Source organism: Xanthomonas sp. WHRI 1810A (genome assembly GCF_040202885.1).
GTDB lineage: Bacteria > Pseudomonadota > Gammaproteobacteria > Pseudomonadales > Pseudomonadaceae > Aquipseudomonas.
Map to the genome: position 1 here is coordinate 382,599 of NZ_JBEGED010000001.1, position 17,680 is coordinate 400,278.

10 protein-coding genes are annotated in these 17,680 nt (G+C 61.3%); 6 read left to right on the top strand and 4 right to left on the bottom strand.

The features are described 5' to 3' along the window. Positions 1-6: 6 nt before the first annotated feature. Genes nagA through nagE form a run of 4 tightly spaced genes read left to right on the top strand, consistent with a single transcriptional unit; the run spans position 7 to position 6,412 of the window. The gene (gene nagA / locus ABQX22_RS01750) at positions 7-1,113 is read left to right on the top strand and encodes an N-acetylglucosamine-6-phosphate deacetylase (protein ID WP_349795873.1); all 1,107 of its coding nucleotides are present in this window, start codon (positions 7-9) and stop codon (positions 1,111-1,113) included. Then, positions 1,094-2,116, top strand: a complete 1,023-nt coding sequence (locus tag ABQX22_RS01755; RefSeq protein WP_349795875.1) for an SIS domain-containing protein — start codon at positions 1,094-1,096, stop codon at positions 2,114-2,116. The genes nagA and ABQX22_RS01755 overlap by 20 nt, the downstream gene beginning before the upstream one ends. Before the next feature lie 27 nt (positions 2,117-2,143). Continuing rightward, positions 2,144-4,675, top strand: coding sequence for a phosphoenolpyruvate--protein phosphotransferase (gene ptsP / locus ABQX22_RS01760; RefSeq protein ID WP_349795877.1), 2,532 nt, complete (start codon positions 2,144-2,146; stop codon positions 4,673-4,675). Positions 4,676-4,726: 51 nt separating this feature from the next. After that, positions 4,727-6,412, top strand: a complete 1,686-nt coding sequence (nagE, locus tag ABQX22_RS01765) for an N-acetylglucosamine-specific PTS transporter subunit IIBC (protein WP_349795879.1) — start codon at positions 4,727-4,729, stop codon at positions 6,410-6,412. Between the two features lie 25 nt (positions 6,413-6,437). Here the strand turns inward: nagE and ABQX22_RS01770 are convergent, their stop codons facing one another. After that, positions 6,438-6,749: a YqfO family protein gene (locus ABQX22_RS01770; RefSeq protein WP_349795881.1), complete on the bottom strand. Its 312-nt coding sequence runs from the start codon at positions 6,747-6,749 to the stop codon at positions 6,438-6,440. Positions 6,750-6,755: 6 nt separating this feature from the next. After that, positions 6,756-10,655, bottom strand: a complete 3,900-nt coding sequence (purL, locus tag ABQX22_RS01775; protein ID WP_349796428.1) for a phosphoribosylformylglycinamidine synthase — start codon at positions 10,653-10,655, stop codon at positions 6,756-6,758. Positions 10,656-10,867: 212 nt separating this feature from the next. Here purL and mltF point away from each other — a divergent pair, with 212 nt between their 5' ends. After that, complete coding sequence (gene mltF / locus ABQX22_RS01780) at positions 10,868-12,328, top strand: membrane-bound lytic murein transglycosylase MltF (RefSeq protein ID WP_349795883.1); 1,461 nt, start codon at positions 10,868-10,870, stop codon at positions 12,326-12,328. A 22-nt stretch (positions 12,329-12,350) separates the two neighbouring features. On the opposite strand, the gene tadA is transcribed toward mltF, so the two are convergent. Beyond that, on the bottom strand, positions 12,351-12,833 hold the full coding sequence (gene tadA / locus ABQX22_RS01785; protein WP_349795885.1) for a tRNA adenosine(34) deaminase TadA: 483 nt from the start codon (positions 12,831-12,833) through the stop codon (positions 12,351-12,353). Further along, positions 12,833-14,206 (bottom strand): multicopper oxidase family protein, encoded by a 1,374-nt coding sequence (locus ABQX22_RS01790; RefSeq protein ID WP_349795887.1) that lies wholly within the window; start codon positions 14,204-14,206, stop codon positions 12,833-12,835. Before ABQX22_RS01790 ends, tadA begins: the two co-directional genes overlap by 1 nt. Positions 14,207-14,381: 175 nt before the next feature. Here ABQX22_RS01790 and ABQX22_RS01795 point away from each other — a divergent pair, with 175 nt between their 5' ends. Beyond that, a complete protein-coding gene (locus ABQX22_RS01795) occupies positions 14,382-17,339 on the top strand; it encodes a membrane-targeted effector domain-containing toxin (protein ID WP_349795889.1) in 2,958 nt (985 codons plus the stop codon). Positions 17,340-17,680 lie beyond the last annotated feature (341 nt).

The following is a 17,680-nucleotide window of genomic DNA, read 5'->3' on the forward strand; positions in this document are numbered from 1 at the left end:
GCCTTTATGTCCGAGCACAACATCTTCACCCCAAACGGCTGGGTCCGTGGCCAGCTCGAGCACCACAAGGGACGTGTGACTGCCGTCAGCGGCCGACCTTGCGATCCGCAGCAAAACGATCTGCCTTACGTGCTGCCCGGCTTCATTGACCTGCATGTCCATGGCGGCGGCGGCAGCGACATCATGGAAGGCGCCTCAGGGTTTGCAACCATTGCCCGGACCCATCTGCGTTTTGGCACGACTTCCATGCTGGCGACCACCATGACCGCGCCGCCTGAGGAGATCGAAACCGTACTCTCCCAGCTCGGTGACTACTGCGTGGACCGTGGCCATGAAAGGGCGCGTTTTCTGGGCGTGCATCTGGAAGGCCCGTACATCAACCCCGGAAAACTGGGTGCGCAACCTAATCACGCGCACACCGCACTGATGGGGGAAGTCGAGCACTACCTGAGCCTGGCGCCGATCAAGGTCATCACCATCGCGCCGGAAATCGCCGGGCACCTAGCGCTCATTCGCGCACTGTCCGATCGAGGCGTGCGCCTGCAGATTGGCCACACCCTGGGCAGCTATGAGGAAGGGGTCAACGCGCTGGATGCGGGCGCCAGCAGCTTCACTCACCTGTATAACGCCATGAGCCCGCTGCATCACCGCGAGCCCGGCATCGTCGGTGCGGCGCTGGCCCATGCGCAATACGCCGAGCTGATTCCCGACCTGTTGCACGTGCACCCCGGCGCCATGCGCGTGGCGCTGCGCTCGATCCCCTGTCTGTATTGCGTGACCGATTCCACCGCGGCCACGGGCATGCCCGACGGCCAATACAAATTGGGCAGCCACACCGTCTCCAAATGCATGGGCGGCGTGCGTCTGGCCGACGGCACCCTGGCCGGCAGTACGCTGACCATGGATCAGGCGCTGCGCAACCTGGTGAAGATAGGCTTGCCACTGGCCGAAGCCTCGCAACGCCTGTCGCAATACCCAGCCGACTATCTGGGCCTCGCGGATCGAGGCCGCCTGCAAATCGGCAGCTGGGCGGATGCGGTATTCCTTGATCGTGACCTCACCCTCAACGCGGTTATGGTCGAAGGAGAAACCCTTGAACTCAAAAATGCTTGATGAAGCCCTGGCGTCCGGCGATGCCGTGCAAGCCCAGCTGGACATGAGCGAACCCGGTGTGGTCGCACTGGCCAAGCGCCTGCGCCAGACAGCCCCGCACCTTGTGATGACAGTGGCCCGCGGCAGCTCGGATCACGCTGCCAGCTATTTCGCCTACCTGGCCATGCAACTGATCGGCGTCCCGGTGGCGTCCTTGCCGATGTCGGTCATCACGCTGCACCGCTCGCCGATGCGGGTCAGCGGCCAGCCAGCCATTGCATTCTCCCAGTCAGGGCAAAGCCCGGATCTGGTGGACAGTATCAAAGCCCTGCGTGCAGCCGGAGCGCTGACGGCAGCGATGGTAAACGCCCAGGGCTCACCGCTGGAGCAGGCCTGCGAATACGCATTGCCGTTGCACGCAGGCGCCGAGCTGAGCGTGGCGGCGACTAAAAGCTTTATCGCGACGTTGAGCGCCAGCGCCCGGCTGGTCGCCCATTGGGCGCAGGACGCAGACGTGCTGAGCGCGGGCCAATCACTGCCCCAGCGTCTTAAACAGGCAGCGCAGCAGGACTGGTCAGGCGCAATTACCGCTCTGAAGGATTGCCAGCGCCTGATGGTGATTGGCCGCGGCCTTGGCTTTGCCGTTGCTCAGGAAGCGGCACTCAAGTTCAAGGAAACCTCAGGTGTTCAGGCCGAAGCATTCAGCAGCGCAGAAGTGCGCCACGGCCCCATGGCGTTGGTGGACGAGCACTATCGGATGCTGGTCTTCGCCCCTCGGGGCGCTGAGCAGGCGGGACTATCGAGGCTGGCGGGCGACATGCGCGAGCGTGGCGCGCAGGTGCTGCTGGCCGCCCCGGCTGACGTCGCCGAGCGTGACCTGACCCTGACCTGCGCCGATCACCCTGCGCTCGATCCGATTCTCGCCATCCAGAGCTTTTACGTCATGGCCGCCGGGCTTGCACAGGCGCGCGGCCTGAATCCGGACCAACCGCGCCATTTGAGCAAAGTCACCCGGACCCACTGATTCGCCACGCGGCACAAGGACGACGTCATGCATAACAATAAAGAAATGACCCTCAGCGCCCCACTCAGTGGACCGGTGATCGCCCTGGCGGATATCCCGGACCCGGTGTTTTCAAGTGGCACCATGGGCGGCGGACTGGCCATCGACCCGCTGGACGATTGCCTGCACGCCCCATGCGCAGGGGTTGTGGTCAATGTCGCTCGCACTGGCCATGCCATCACGTTGCGCGCCGATAATGGCGCCGAATGGCTGATGCACATTGGCATCGACAGCGTCACGCTCAATGGCGACGGCTTCAAAGCGCTGGTCGCCGCCGGTCAGCGCGTCGCCGAAGGTCAGCCGCTGGTGCGCTTTGACCTGGACAAGGTCGCCGTGCACAGCCGCAGCCTGATCAGTGCGCTGATTCTGCTCAACGGCGAGGGCTTTGAACTGACGCCTGTCCAGCCTGTGAATACGGTTAACGTCGGCGAACCGTTGTTACGCGTGACGAGGCTCGCCCACGCTGACGCCAGTGATCCAACCGACAGGGCCTTGACCCAGTCTTCACGGGGCGTCATTCGTGTCGGCCATCAGGGTGGCCTGCACGCAAGACCGGCTGCTTTGGTGCGTCAGACTGCCCGTCAATTCGCCAGTCAGACCGAGCTGCGTTTTGCGGGGGCCAGTGCCTCCAGTGACAGCGTTTTGGCCATCATGGGTCTGGGCGTGGCCGAGCATGATGAAGTCGAAGTGATCTGCCTGGGCCATGACAGCGAAGTGGCATTGCACGCTTTGCTCAAGGCCCTGTCGACCCCGACTGCCGATGAAAAACCCTACACACCGACGACGTCTCCCCTACTCACGCCCGCGACCTCGAACGGCATCAAAACAGATGTGCTGACCGGCATCACGGCATCCCCGGGGCTGGCCTGTGGCCCACTCTTTCGGCTGGATGTTATCGAGCTGGAGGATGACCTCGGCAACCACATTGCCAGCGAACAGCATCAGGCACTCGATGGCGCCCTGGATCAAGTCCGCACGCATATCGCGGTGATGCTTGAACAATCGCGCCCGACCCTGGACCCGCAAGCCGCGGCTATTTTCGCCGCTCACCTGGCCATGCTGGATGATCCGGCGCTACTGGATGCCGCCTATGGCGCCATCGAACAGGGACGCTCGGCCAGCCATGCATGGAGCCAGGCGCTGATGGCGCAATGCGCCAGGCTTCAGGCGCTCGACAACGCTTTGCTGGCCGAGCGCGCCAATGACCTGCGGGATTTGCGTCAGAGAGTATTGCGCCAACTGCTGGGGGCGGATCGGCCGCTGGTCATCTCGCCCCACGCCATCGTCATTGCTCAGGAATTGACGCCATCGGACCTGATGTTGTTGAGCGAGCATCACATCGCCGGGGTGTGCGTGGCCGAAGGGGGTGCGACGTCTCACGTTGCCATTCTTGCCCGTGCCAAGGGCCTGCCTTGTGTGGTGGCCGTGGGCGGGTCGTTGCTGACGTCGACCCACGCATTGGCCGGGCAGACAGTGGTATTGGACGCCGACAATGCACAGCTGGAGCTCATGCCCGACCCGGCGCGACTGCAGCAGGTCGCCACGTTGCAAGCCCGACGTATAGAGCAACGTCATCATCACCAGCAACAGTCCCGATTGCCTGCCACCACGCGGGACGGCGTGACCATGGACATCGCTGCCAATGTCGCTTCGGCCAGCGAGGCGCGGCTGGCCCTGGAGGCAGGGGCCGACGGCGTCGGGCTATTGCGCACCGAATTTCTGTTCCTCGAACGACGCACCGCCCCCAGTGAGGACGAGCAGCTTGCGGCCTATCAGGCGGTGCTCGACGCCATGGAGGATAAACCGGTGATTATCCGCACCCTCGACATTGGCGGCGATAAGCAACTGGACTATCTGCCACTCGCGCCTGAGGCCAACCCGGTGCTGGGTTTGCGCGGGATTCGCCTGGGGCAGGCGCGACCTGAGTTACTCGATCAACAACTGCGTGCGCTGCTGCAGGTCACGCCATTGAGTCGCTGCCAGATTCTACTGCCGATGATCAGCGAGGTCGGTGAACTGATCGCCGTGCGTCAGCGGCTGGACGCGCTGGCATCGCACATGGGCATCGCCGCACGTCCGCAGCTGGGGGTGATGATTGAGGTGCCCTCAGCGGCGTTGATGGCCGGGCAACTGGCCGAACATGCAGATTTTCTCTCTATCGGCACTAATGATTTGTCGCAGTACACCCTGGCGATGGATCGAGACCATGCAGGCCTCGCAGGTCGCGTCGATGCGCTACACCCTGCACTGCTGCGGCTGATTGCCATGACGTGCGCAGCCGCAACAGGCAAATCCTGTTGGGTCGGTGTCTGTGGCGCGGTGGCATCCGACCCTCTGGCCACGGCGGCGCTGATCGGGCTCGGCGTGCGTGAGCTATCGGTCAGCTCACCACAACTGGCCGAAATCAAGGCACGGGTTCGCCAGCTTGATACCGGGGACTGCGAGCGCTTGGCCCAACGGCTTCTCACGTTGGGAAGTGCCGCGGAGGTGCGCCAGGCCTGCAGTGAATTTGCCCGGTAAAGCCTGGCCCGGCAGAGCCATTTCTCACAACAATAATCAAGGAGAGACGCCGTGTATCCGCACTTCATCGAAGGCCTGCAACGCCTTGGCCGTGCGCTCATGTTGCCCATCGCCATACTGCCCATCGCCGGCTTGCTCCTGCGCATGGGCGATACCGATCTGTTGAACATCGCAGTCATTCATGCCGCGGGCAACGCGATTTTCAGCAATCTGGCGCTGATTTTCGCCATCGGTATCTCGGTCGGTTTTGCCCGAGACAACAACGGCACCGCCGGGCTGGCCGGTGCCATCGGCTACTTGGTAATGACGGCGACGCTAAAGGTGCTCGATCCGCAGATCGACATGGGCATGCTGGCGGGAATCATCAGCGGCCTGTTGGCCGGCGGGCTGTATAACCGCTTCAAAGACGTCGCGCTGCCCGCCTATCTGGCGTTTTTCGGTGGAAGACGCTTTGTCCCGATCGTCACCGGATTGTCGGCGGTGTTGCTCGGGCTGATCTTCGGCCTGATCTGGCCCCCGATTCAGCAGGGCATCAACAGCCTGGGTCAGCTGATGCTGGAAAGCGGAAGCATTGGAGCGTTCTTTTTCGGCGTGATGAACCGCATCCTGATCATTACCGGCTTGCATCACATACTCAATAATCTGGTGTGGTTCGTGTTCGGTACGTTCACCGATCCGGAAACGGGACGCGTGGTCACCGGGGATCTGGCGCGTTATTTCGCCGGCGATCCCAAGGCCGGGCAATTCATGACCGGCATGTTTCCAGTGATGTTGTTCGGTCTGCCGGCGGCGTGTCTGGCGATGTATCGCAATGCCCTGCCGGGCCAGCGCAAGTTGATCGGTGGCGTGTTGATGTCGATGGCGCTGACCTCGTTCCTGACCGGCGTCACCGAGCCCATCGAGTTCGCGTTCATGTTCCTGGCGCCGCTGCTGTATGTGATTCACGCGCTGCTGACGGGGCTGTCCATGGCGCTGACGGACCTGTTGAACATCCGCCTGGGGTTCACCTTCTCAGGCGGGGCCATCGACATGGCGCTGGGCTGGGGCCGTTCGACCAATGGCTGGATGATTTTCCCGCTGGGGGCCGTGTATTTCGTGGTGTATTACGTGGTGTTCGACCAGTGCATTCGGCGTCTGAATCTGAAGACGCCCGGTCGTGAAGGCGTGGTCACCGCCATCACGCCCGTCGCCCACAGCGACCGCGCCGGCGCCTATATAGGTGCGCTGGGCGGCGCTCAAAACCTGCTGAGCATCGATGCCTGCACCACCCGTCTGCGCCTGCAGCTGGTTGATCGCAAAAAGGCCAATGACGCCGAACTCAAGGCCTTGGGGGCGATGGCGGTGGTGCGGCCAGGCAATGCTGGCAGTCTGCAAGTGGTTGTGGGGCCGATGGCCGATGGTATTGCCGATGAACTGCGCAGGGCGTTGCCGCACGCGACCGCTGATTTGTCACAGGCGGCAGGGGACACCCCCGTCAGCCGCGTGGCGATTGATCCAGCCCAGGCGGCTCAGTGGCTCAAGGCGCTGGGCGGCAAAGGCCTGGCCGCAGTGGAGTGCGTTGCGCTTACACGGCTGAGGGTGCAACTCAACGACGGACAACACATTGCGGTGAGCCAGTTGGAGGCGCTGGGCTGTCAAGGCGTGAGGAACGTCGGAAACGGTGTGTGGCACGTGTTGGTGGGGGAACGAGCGCCGGGGTTGAGCGAGGCGTTGCGGGGGTTGGTCGCAGCAAGATGACGGGCCAGGCCTGGCGCCGAATCGTCTAAAAATCCGCCAGCTTCCAGACTTCGTACGCTGGCGTTTCATAGGGGTGGCTGTGCTTGAGCGCAGCCACCGCCTGATGAATCAGGTCATCTGCGACCACCATCTCGACTTTCCACTCCTCCAGTTGCTCGATCTTCCCGGCCTGACCAATGAACGGCTGGCTGCCGTCCAGCGGGCGAAACTGGCCATGACCGAGCACCTGCCAAGCGCAGCAGTCATAAGCGCCAATTCGCCCCGCACCGGCGGCGAATACAGCGCTTTTGACCTGCTCCACATGGCTCGGCGGCACGAAGAACGCCAGTTTGTACATGGGGCGTCAATTGACCCAGACGCGGGCGTTTCTAAACATCCGCATCCACGCGCCGTCTTCGTTCCACTCTTCCGGGCGCCATGAGTTGTTCACCGCACGGAACACGCGCTCAGGGTGCGGCATCATGATGGTGACGCGACCGTCGCGAGTGGTCAGGCCGGTGATCCCGCGCGGCGAGCCGTTCGGGTTGGCCGGATAGCTTTCGGTGACCTTGCCGTGGTTGTCGACAAAACGCATGGCGACAGTGCCCGACAGATCGGTTTCGAGCAGCGATTCCGGGCTCTTGAATTCAGCGTGGCCTTCCCCGTGAGCAATGGCGATCGGCATGCGTGAACCAGCCATGCCCTGCAGGAAGATCGACGCCGACTCCTGAATCTGCACCATCGCCACGCGGCCTTCGAACTGCTCGGATCGGTTGCGCACGAAGTGCGGCCAGAACTCGCTGCCCGGGATCAGTTCGCTGAGGTTGGACATCATCTGGCAACCGTTGCAAACGCCCAGCGCGAAGCTGTCCTGACGCTCGAAGAAGCCCTGGAACGCGTCCCGTGCACGGGTGTTGAACAGCGCCGACTTGGCCCAGCCTTCGCCCGCGCCCAACACGTCGCCGTAGGAGAAGCCGCCGCAGGCGACCAGCCCTTTGAACTCATTCAAGTCGACGCGACCGGCGAGGATGTCGCTCATGTGCACGTCGACTGCGGCGAACCCGGCGCGGTCAAACGCGGCGGCCATTTCCACCTGACCGTTGACGCCCTGCTCACGCAGCACCGCCACCTGTGGGCGAACGCCCTTCTTGATGTAAGGCGCGGCAATGTTGTCGTTGACGTCGTAGCCCAGCTTGACGCTCAGACCCGGATTGTCTTCTTCCAACAGAGCATCGAATTCCTGATCCGCGCATTCGGCGTTGTCGCGAAGGCGCTGGACCTGATAGCTGGTCTCGGCCCACTGGCGGTGCAGCAAACGGCGCTGGCCGGTAAACACCGGTTCGTCGTTGAAGCTGATGTGCACGTCGTCGTTGTTCACCGGCTGACCGATGACCGCGACGCAACCGCCGCCCAGGCCTGCCGCGCTGAACTGTGCCAGCACATCCGGGGTGGCGTCCTGACGGACCTGAATCACCGCGCCCAACTCTTCGTTGAACAGGATCGAGGCGATGGCGGATTTGCTTTCAGCCAGAGCATCGAGTTTCAGATTCAGGCCGCAATGACCCGCGAAGGCCATTTCCAGCACCGACACCAGCAGACCGCCGTCGGACCGGTCGTGATAAGCCAGCAGATGGCCGTCTGCATTCAGGCCCTGAATGACGGCGAAGAAGGCCTTGAGGTCCTCGGCGTCGTCCACGTCCGGTGCGATCTTGCCCAGCTTGCCGTGGGTCTGCGCCAGGATCGAAGCACCCATGCGGTTCTGACCGCGACCCAGATCGATGAGAATCAGGTCGGTGACGCCCTTGTCCATGCGCAACTGCGGGGTCATCGTGCCGCGAATGTCAGTGACCGGCGCAAAGCCTGTCACGATCAGCGACATCGGCGAGGTTACGGTTTTTTCCGTGCCCTCGTCGCTCCAGCGGGTTTTCATGGACATCGAGTCCTTGCCCACCGGAATGGTGATGCCCAGCTCTGGGCACAGCTCCATGCCGACGGCCTTGACCGTGTCGTACAGACGCGCGTCCTCACCCGGGTGGCCGGCTGCGGACATCCAGTTGGCGGACAATTTGATGTCGGACAGCTTGCCGATGCGCGAGGCCGCGATGTTGGTCAGCGTCTCGCCGATGGCCATGCGCCCGGACGCCGGAGCATCCAGCAGGGCCAGCGGCGTGCGCTCACCCATCGCCATGGCTTCACCGGTGTAGACGTCGAAACTGGTGGCGGTTACGGCTACGTCAGCCACAGGCACCTGCCATGGGCCAACCATTTGATCGCGATTGACCAGACCGGTGATGCTGCGGTCGCCAATGGTGATCAGGAAGCTTTTGCTGGCCACGGCTGGATGACGAAGCACGCGCTGCACGCTTTCTTCGATGTCCAGCGTGCTTGGGTCGAAGTCGTCGCCCAGCTCGGTTTCACGCACGGCCGAACGGTGCATGCGCGGGGCTTTACCCAGCAGCACTTCCAGCGGCATGTCCACCGGGCTGTTGCCGAAATGGCTGTCAGTGACCGTCAGTTGCGGCTCTTCGGTGGCTTCGCCAACGACGGCAAACGGGCAACGCTCGCGTTCGCAGATGGCTTTAAAGCGCTCGAAGTTCTCGGCGCTGACCGCCATGACGTAGCGTTCCTGGGATTCGTTGCTCCAGATTTCCAGCGGGGCCATGCCCGGCTCGTCATTGGGCACATTGCGCAGTTCGAAGCGACCGCCGCGACCGCCATCGTTGACCAGTTCCGGGAAGGCATTGGAAAGACCGCCTGCGCCTACGTCGTGGATGAACGCAATCGGGTTCTGTTCGCCCAGCTGCCAGCAACGGTCGATGACTTCCTGGCAACGACGCTCCATTTCAGGGTTTTCACGCTGAACCGAGGCGAAGTCCAGATCGGCCGAGCTGGTGCCGGTAGCCATGGAAGAAGCTGCGCCGCCGCCCAGACCGATCAACATCGCCGGGCCACCGAGCACGATCAGCTTGGCGCCGACCTTGATTTCAGCTTTCTGGACATGGCCTTCACGGATGTTGCCCATGCCGCCCGCCAGCATGATGGGCTTGTGGTAACCACGGACTTCATTGCCCTGAGGGGTGGTGATGGTCTGCTCGAAGGTACGGAAATAGCCGGTCAGCGCCGGACGTCCGAACTCATTGTTGAACGCCGCGCCACCGAGCGGGCCTTCGATCATGATGTCCAGCGGGGTCACAATGCGCTCGGGTTTGCCGTATGGCTTTTCCCACGGCTGGACGAAACCCGGAATGTTCAGGTTGGAGACAGTGAAACCGGTCAGGCCCGCCTTGGGCTTGGCACCGCGGCCAGTCGCGCCTTCGTCGCGGATCTCGCCGCCGGAGCCGGTGGCAGCACCCGGGAATGGCGCAATCGCGGTCGGGTGGTTGTGGGTTTCCACCTTCATCAGGATATGGACAGGCTCCTGAACCGCGCCGTATTCGCGGGTGTCAGGGTCCGGAAAGAACCGTCCGGCGACGCTGCCGACGATGACCGATGCGTTGTCCTTGTACGCCGACAGCACGCCTTCGCTGTGCATGACGTAGGTGTTCTTGATCATGCCGAACAGGCTTTTTTCCTGGCTCTGGCCGTCGATGTCCCAACTGGCGTTGAAGATCTTGTGACGGCAGTGCTCGGAGTTCGCCTGGGCGAACATCATCAATTCGATGTCGTGGGGGTTGCGTTTGAGCGTGTTGAAGCTGGTGACCAGATAATCGATTTCGTCTTCGGCCAGGGCCAGACCCAGTTCGACGTTGGCTTTTTCCAGTGCGGCACGACCGCCACCCAGCACGTCAACGGCGGTCAGCGGCTTGGGTTCGGCGTGGCGGAACAAGCCGGCGGCCTGCTCCAGCGTGTCCAGCACCAGCTGCGTCATGCGGTCGTGCAGACTGTCCGCGATCAGCCGGGCTTCGGCGTCGCTGAACTGGCCTTCTACATAAAAGGCAATGCCGCGTTCCAGGCGCTGGACTTTGGTCAGGCTGCAGTTACGGGCGATATCGGTGGCCTTGCTGGACCACGGCGAGATCGTGCCGAAACGCGGAAGGACCAGAAACAAGCGGCCGCGTGGCTCTTGAACCGGCACGCTCGGGCCGTATTTCAAGAGACGGGCGAGGACCTGCTGCTCTTCGTCGGTCAGAACACCGGCGACTTCAGCGAAGTGGGCGAATTCAGCATACAGGCCACGAACAGCTGGAACTTTAGCGTTCAGCTGCTCCAGTAATTTCTTGTGGCGGAAAGCAGAAAGGGCGGGAGCACCACGCAGGATCAACATCGTCGGGACAGCCTCGGGGAAGGGGTGTGCTTTGAGGCCGTGCATTCTAGCGTAAACCGCCACCGTCGGCACCCGAAACGACTGCATCGAACGCACCCGAATGTCGGCGCGGCCCTGTGTGCGTCATGAGCGCGCACCCGGTCGCTGCTCTAACAGACGCAGCCTTTGCTGTCGAGATATGGTGCTCAGGCTGCTTTGCGTATACTGCACCGATGTTTTCCCAATCAGATATCCGCCCACGCTGCGCCAAGTGGCTCATCGCAACCGGAATCTTCCTGCTGCTCGGTGCGTGTGTTGAAAAACCCAACACGCTTGAACGAGTCAAGGAGGATGGCGTTTTGCGCGTCGTCACCCGTAACAGCCCGGCCACTTATTTTCAGGATCGCAACGGCGAAACCGGTTTCGAATACGAACTGGTGAAGCGTTTCGCCGACGACCTGGGCGTAGAGCTGAAGATCGAAACCGCCGACAACCTGGACGACCTGTTCGACCAGATGAACAAACCGGGCGGCCCCGTCCTTGCAGCGGCAGGCCTGGTCAGCACGGATCGGCGCGCACAGCAGGTGCGTTTCTCCCATCAGTATCTTGAAGTCACGCCCCAGGTCATCTACCGCAACGGTCAAAACCGCCCCACCGATCCAGGTGACCTGGTGGGAAAGCGCATTCTGGTGCTTAAAGGCAGCAGTCACGCCGAACAACTGGCGGCGCTGAAACTGAAATATCCCCAATTGCAGTACGAAGAATCTGATCAGGTTGAAGTCGTTGACCTGCTGCGCATGGTCGATGAGGGTCAGATCGATCTCACGCTGGTCGACTCCAACGAGCTGGCGATGAACCAGGTTTACTTCCCCAACGTGCGCGTGGCCTTCGACCTGGGCGATGGCCGCGATCAACGCTGGGCGGTAGCACTGGGTGACGACAATAGCCTGCTCAACGAGATCAACGCGTTCCTCGATAAAGTCCAGAAAAACGGCATGCTCCAGCGCTTGAAGGACCGTTATTACGGCCATGTGGATGTGTTGGGTTACGTCGGTGCGTACACCTTCGCCCAGCACCTGCAGGAGCGCTTGCCCAAGTACGAAAAGAGTTTTCAGTCATCGGCCAAGGAAGAGCAGGTTGACTGGCGCCTGCTGGCGGCCATCGGTTATCAGGAATCGTTATGGCAACCGAGCGTGACCTCCAAGACCGGCGTGCGCGGGCTCATGATGCTGACCCAAAGCACCGCGCAGGCCATGGGTGTTTCCAACCGGCTGGATGCCAAGCAAAGCATCAAGGGCGGCGCGAAATACCTGGCCTACGTGAAGGATCAGCTGGATGAAAAGATTCAGGAGCCGGATCGTACATGGCTGGCGCTTGCGTCCTACAACATCGGCAGCGGCCATCTGGAAGACGCGCGGAAGCTGGCGGAGAACGAGGGGCTCAATCCGAATAAATGGCTGGACGTGAAGAAGATGCTGCCGCGTCTGGCGCAGAAGCAGTGGTACAGCAAAACCCGCTACGGCTATGCCCGAGGCGGAGAGCCGGTCAGCTTTGTGGCCAACATCCGCCGTTATTACGACATCCTCACCTGGGTCACCCAGCCTCAACTGGAAGGCAGCCAGGTCGCCGAAAGCAACCTGCACGTGCCGGGCGTGGACAAAAGCAAACCGCCTGAGGAAAAGGCGCCGCTGTAACCCCGACGTCCTCCAGTCGCCTTTACCCCTTCGCGCGTCTCATCCTGAAAAACTCGCTCAACATCGCCCCGCATTCCTCGCCCAGCACCCCGCCCTCAAACAGCACGCGGTGATTGAGAAACGACTGGGTAAAGAATTGTCCCTGACTCTGCACAATCCCGGCCTTCGGCTCCAGGGCGCCGAACACGACGCGATTGATGCGGGAGTGGACGATCAAGCCCGCGCACATGCTGCACGGTTCGAGGGTCACGTAGAGTGTGCTGCCGGGTAATCGGTAATTGCTGACCGCCTGGGCGGCGGCGCGGATGGCGACCATTTCGGCATGGGCGCTGGGGTCGCTGCCACTGATGGGGCAGTTGAAACCGCCCCCGATGATGTCCCCGTCGTGTACGAGCACCGCCCCCACCGGGACTTCGCCCAGCAGCGCGCCTTGAGCGGCAAGCGCCAACGCTTCGCGCATGAAATGCTGATCGCGGCTGCGGTCAATGATTTGCGGTTGGCGCATTACGAAACCTCGATAGCTGCCATGAGACCGGTCTCCATGTGATCGATCACATGGCAGTGGAACATCCACACGCCGGGATTATCCGCTACCAGCGCGACGCGTGCGCGCTCGTTTCTGCCCAGCAAAAACGTGTCGGTGAAATACGGGATGATCTTTCTGCGATCCGAAGCAAGGACTTTGAAGCTCATGCCGTGCAAATGGATCGGGTGTTGATACTGGGTCATGTTCTTCAGTTCGAAGATGTAGCTCTTGCCCCTTTCCAGCCTGGCGATCGGACGGTCCGCACAGGTTTTATCGGTGATGTCCCACGCCTGGCCGTTGATCTGCCACAGGCTGGGCGGCTTGCCGTTATCGACATTGACCGAAACCGCCCCCACCCATTCGAAATTGAAGTTGAGCTTTTCCGCGTTGGCCAGATCCGGCTCGGCAACGGGATTGGCCGGCAGCTCAGGCGGCCAGTCGCCGGGTGTGTCTTCGTTGGCGACGGAACGGAACGTGCCCAGTCGCACCGGACCATTGCGCAGCGCGATTTCCTCCCCCACCGCCGGCGCCCTGATCGCCAGACAAATACGCATGCCCGGCCCGAGCCAATAATCCTTGCCCAAGGGCCGCGGTTTCACCGGATTGCCATCCAGGGCGTATATCTGCGCTTCGGCGCCCGGCAGGTTCAAGCGGTAAGTGACGGTGTTGTCGAGGTTGAGAATCCGCACCCGCACGATCTGCCCGGCTGGCAACTCAACGATGCCCTGGGGAATGCCGTTAATGCTCGACAACCGCCCCGCCGTGCCTTCGCGCGCGGCCTCTCGAATGCTGCTGAACGGCGTGAAGGCGCCCTCTTCGTCCACGTGCCAGCTTTTCAGGCTGATGATGCGCTCATGGGCAAAACCGGTGGGTTCGCGCTCCTCCACAATCAACGGCCCCACCAGCCCACGGCCAAGCTGCTCGCTGCTGGTGACATGGGGGTGATACCAGTAACTGCCGGCATCCGGGACACGGAACTTGTAGTCGAAGTATTCCCCCGGCTTGACCGGCAGCTGCGACACATACGGCACGCCGTCCATTTCCAGCGGCAGGCGGATACCGTGCCAGTGAATCGTGGTCTCTACAGACAGATGATTGATGAAGCGCACCCGAAGCCAGTCGCCCTGCCTGACACGCAACTCCGAGCCCGGCACCGACCCGCCAAACGCCCAGGCCGGCGTCTGATGGCCCGGAACCAATTCGACGTCCAGCGGCGCGGCGATCAGCTCGTAATCATGCCCCTCCCCCGGCCTGGTGCGGCCCAGCCAATAACGCGAAGCGCCACCGGCGCCCAACCCGACGACGGCAAGACCGGCCAGACCTCCGAGTATTTGTCGACGGGTGAAAGACATGAATACAGCGACCTCACGGGTAATGAAGGGACGCATCCGGGCAACGATGCAGGGCGGACACGATACACCTGCACTTACAGAAATTTAAGCAAACGGACGGTGCGGTACATATGCAGTACCAATTGAGTTTCGATTCGCACCACGCTATGCGCTCCATTCATCAAGGATGACGAATATGAACGCTCCCCAAGGGTATCCGTCCACCCGGCAAGACACTCAGGACATTTCCACGCTTGTCGAGATGAGTCGGCATTTGGTCGAGGCTTGTCCCGACGTGCGCGAAATGGCACGCACCATCGCGCAGGACATCCTCACGAAACACCACACTTCCGACATCGAGCCGGACCGGGTGTATTGGCACCGATTTCACACCGCTCTCAGCAGTCCTCGGTCCTTCACCGGTTGGCAGCATGTCGATCCACCTTACGAATCGATGACGCTGCCGCAACTGGCCATGCACCGCTTTAACCCTCACGATCAGGACAACGCCGACACGTTGCAGATGCTCGGCGGTTTCTATATTGCCGGCCCTCACGCGGAGAGGTACGACGAGGATAACGAAGTCAGGATGCTGCCAGCCGAGGTGCTGAACGACTTCTGGGTTATCGATTTCAAAACGCGCTATCACGATCAGTTGCAGACGTACTGGCATCACCACGCCGATGCTTTCAGGACGCTGAGCAAGGAAGTCTTTCTGGGGAAGGCGCTGGAAGACCACACCGCAGGCTGGCTGACCCGCAACGATCTGGAAATCCTGTTCCAGGCGGCAGGTGTTGATATCGCTGGCCCGGTGAACCTGCACACGCTGCAATCGGAATTCATCGCCACTGGCGAAGTCAGCTTCCGCACGTTTGACGTTGTCGGGCACGAAGCCAGCGACATCCTGCGCATCGTTCATGAATCCGGGAGGCAAATCCTCTACGTACCGGGGGAAGTCCAGGCGTTCCATGCCTTCGACACCGCCACGGACCTGCATTGGTGGCTGCTTTCGCAGAACAACCGCCCGCAGAATCGCGCCAGGTTCATGAGCCATTTCCCGCTGTCTGTCCGTGGGGAGGCTGACGACAACGCCGGTCTTTTGCGTGCCCTGGACTTGCTTTACAGCACTTGGGGAACGGCCCATCCCGGTGTGATCAATCAGAAGACCCGGACGCTGACAGGCGACCCGTTCACCTGGCTGCGTGACTCAACCCGGACGCGCATGCAGGCCGACGCCGAGATTTCCCTGCGATCCAACGCAGAGCTGCGAAAGCAGATGTGGCTGGGCTATCTCAAGGATTTCACCCGCATCAGCGGCGCCCTTGCCGCCCTTGACTGGCCGATTGCGCTGGCGGCAGTGGGCGCCGGGCTCGCGGACATGAGTCTGAACATCGATCAGGCGGTCAATGGCCACACGACGGCCGAGCGCAAGGCAGGCGTGATCGGGGCAGTCAGTGCAGGTGTCGAAGCGCTGTTCAACGGCCTTTTTCTATTGGACGCCAACGCGGCCGAAGGCGGAGAAGTACAGGAACCCGGATTGAATGGTGAGATCATCGACGAGTCTCTATCACCCGCCGACCCTGAACCCGAAGTCCCGATAGCAGATCTGTCGGTTTTGGAGCCCGGTCCTGTTTACCCGGTCGAATCAGCCACACTGCTCGCACCGTTCGAAACCAATATGATCCTCAACGCTTGGGAACCCATCGCCGAAGAAGGCCGGATGAAGGGCATCTATCTGACTGAGCGCGGCGAAACCTTCATTGAGATCGACGAGTTCGCGTATGCGGTGCGCTATGTCAATGAGCTGCAAAGCTGGGTCATCATCGATCCACAGAACCCGTTCTCGTTCTATCGGAATATGCCGGTAAGGCTCAACGCATTTGGGGAATGGCGTCCGGTCACTCGAACCGGCTTGCAGGGAGGCGGCAAGATATTTGGCAGGTTGGGTTGGGGCCGCTCCGGGACGGTTGCTCCTGAAACGCCGCCGTTCTCCAGTCCCTATGAAATCCCCGAGGCACTGCGGCCGCAGGTCAAAAACGGTGCCTTGTTCGCGGGCAAAGACGTGGATGAGGCCTACGGGGTGCCGGACCTCAATGCCCGCGACCCCTATGACCAATTCAAGCGCATCCGCCGCCAGCTGTGTGCCGATACCCAAATGTTCTATCGACAACCGGAGCTGCCCCCTCGTCCGCACGTTCCCGATATCGAGGCCGCTGAGCCAATCAAGACGACGATGAAAAATCTCCTGGCGCGCACTCAAGGGATCGTGATCGGTGAAAGCCACGCGAGCATCGGCAGCAAGAAATTCCTGATCGAAAACATGCCGCTGCTGGCCAAGTTGAAGGTCAAGACGCTGTACATGGAACACCTTCTCAGCGACTTTCATCAGGCAGACTTGGCCACCTTTACGCGTACCGGCGAGATGCCTGAAGAGCTTGCCGACTACGTGAGGGACCTGGACAAAGGCCATCGCACCGACCCGTCTGGTCAGTTCAACTTCATGACCCTGCTCAAGGCCGCCAATAAGCACCATATTCGCATACGCCCGATCGACTGCATGGCGAGCTACCGACTGCAGGGCCTGTACGATCAACACCTGCGGGTGAAGGTCATGAATTTCTTCGCGAAAACCGTTATCGATGCCGAACAGGCAGCAACGGGCGGGAAGAAATGGATCGCCCTGGTGGGCAACGCTCACGCGAACACCTACGCAGATATCGCAGGCGTGAGCGAACTGGAAGGGGCAATCGGGGTGCGCGTTGAAGACGTGGCCCTCACCGAAACCACCCGGATAGAGCCCGACCCCGGCCAGGAAATGACCGACAATCTTGGCAGACCTCAGGGCGTCATCAAAAGCGATCTGCGCCTGAGCATGCCGACCAGAGGTCCGGCGGCGCCACCCGCAGCGACACCTGAGGACTTCGAGCAAACCCTACGTAGGCCCGGCATGTTCCTGGTGGACGATCGCGGCATGACGCCGGCGATCATTCACCGCAGCAACGACGGGACACTGGTCACAACGCCTATAAAATCTGATGGGAATCGCATCTACATCGAACGACCGCGCTGGTCGGTCGTCAGCGGACGCAGATTTGAAGACATAAACGATTTGACGAGCGCGCTTGTGCTGATGGGCATGACCCGTCAACGTTGACTCTTGATGCATAAAAAAACCGGGTAAGCCTATTGGCTTACCTGGTTTTGGTTTGTGGTGAGATGACATGGGCGGTCATTCCCACTCTATTATCAATAGGCACATTTAAACCTTTGGAAGCGCACTTTTTAAAGCAACAGCTATTTCGAGACCATGAGAAATACCATACGGGAAACTCTCTTGTGGGTGATATCGCTAGGAAACACCTACCTAGGGCAACGCCGGTATAAAGCTGCCGCATCAAGACCAGAATCCGGCGAACATCAGCCCATAATCGAATCTGGCGACCGATTGGGATCTCGTCTCATCCAAGCGGCGGGAGGCCAGGAAGCGGACGGGTT

Coding starts and splice junctions, on each gene's coding strand:
- ABQX22_RS01795 (WP_349795889.1), top strand. CDS start 14,382: ATGAACGCTCCCCAAGGGTATCCGTCCACCCGGCAAGACACTCAGGAC.
- ABQX22_RS01790 (WP_349795887.1), bottom strand. CDS start 14,206: ATGTCTTTCACCCGTCGACAAATACTCGGAGGTCTGGCCGGTCTTGCC.
- purL (WP_349796428.1), bottom strand. CDS start 10,655: ATGTTGATCCTGCGTGGTGCTCCCGCCCTTTCTGCTTTCCGCCACAAG.
- ABQX22_RS01770 (WP_349795881.1), bottom strand. CDS start 6,749: ATGTACAAACTGGCGTTCTTCGTGCCGCCGAGCCATGTGGAGCAGGTC.
- ptsP (WP_349795877.1), top strand. CDS start 2,144: ATGCATAACAATAAAGAAATGACCCTCAGCGCCCCACTCAGTGGACCG.
- nagA (WP_349795873.1), top strand. CDS start 7: ATGTCCGAGCACAACATCTTCACCCCAAACGGCTGGGTCCGTGGCCAG.
- tadA (WP_349795885.1), bottom strand. CDS start 12,833: ATGCGCCAACCGCAAATCATTGACCGCAGCCGCGATCAGCATTTCATG.
- mltF (WP_349795883.1), top strand. CDS start 10,868: ATGTTTTCCCAATCAGATATCCGCCCACGCTGCGCCAAGTGGCTCATC.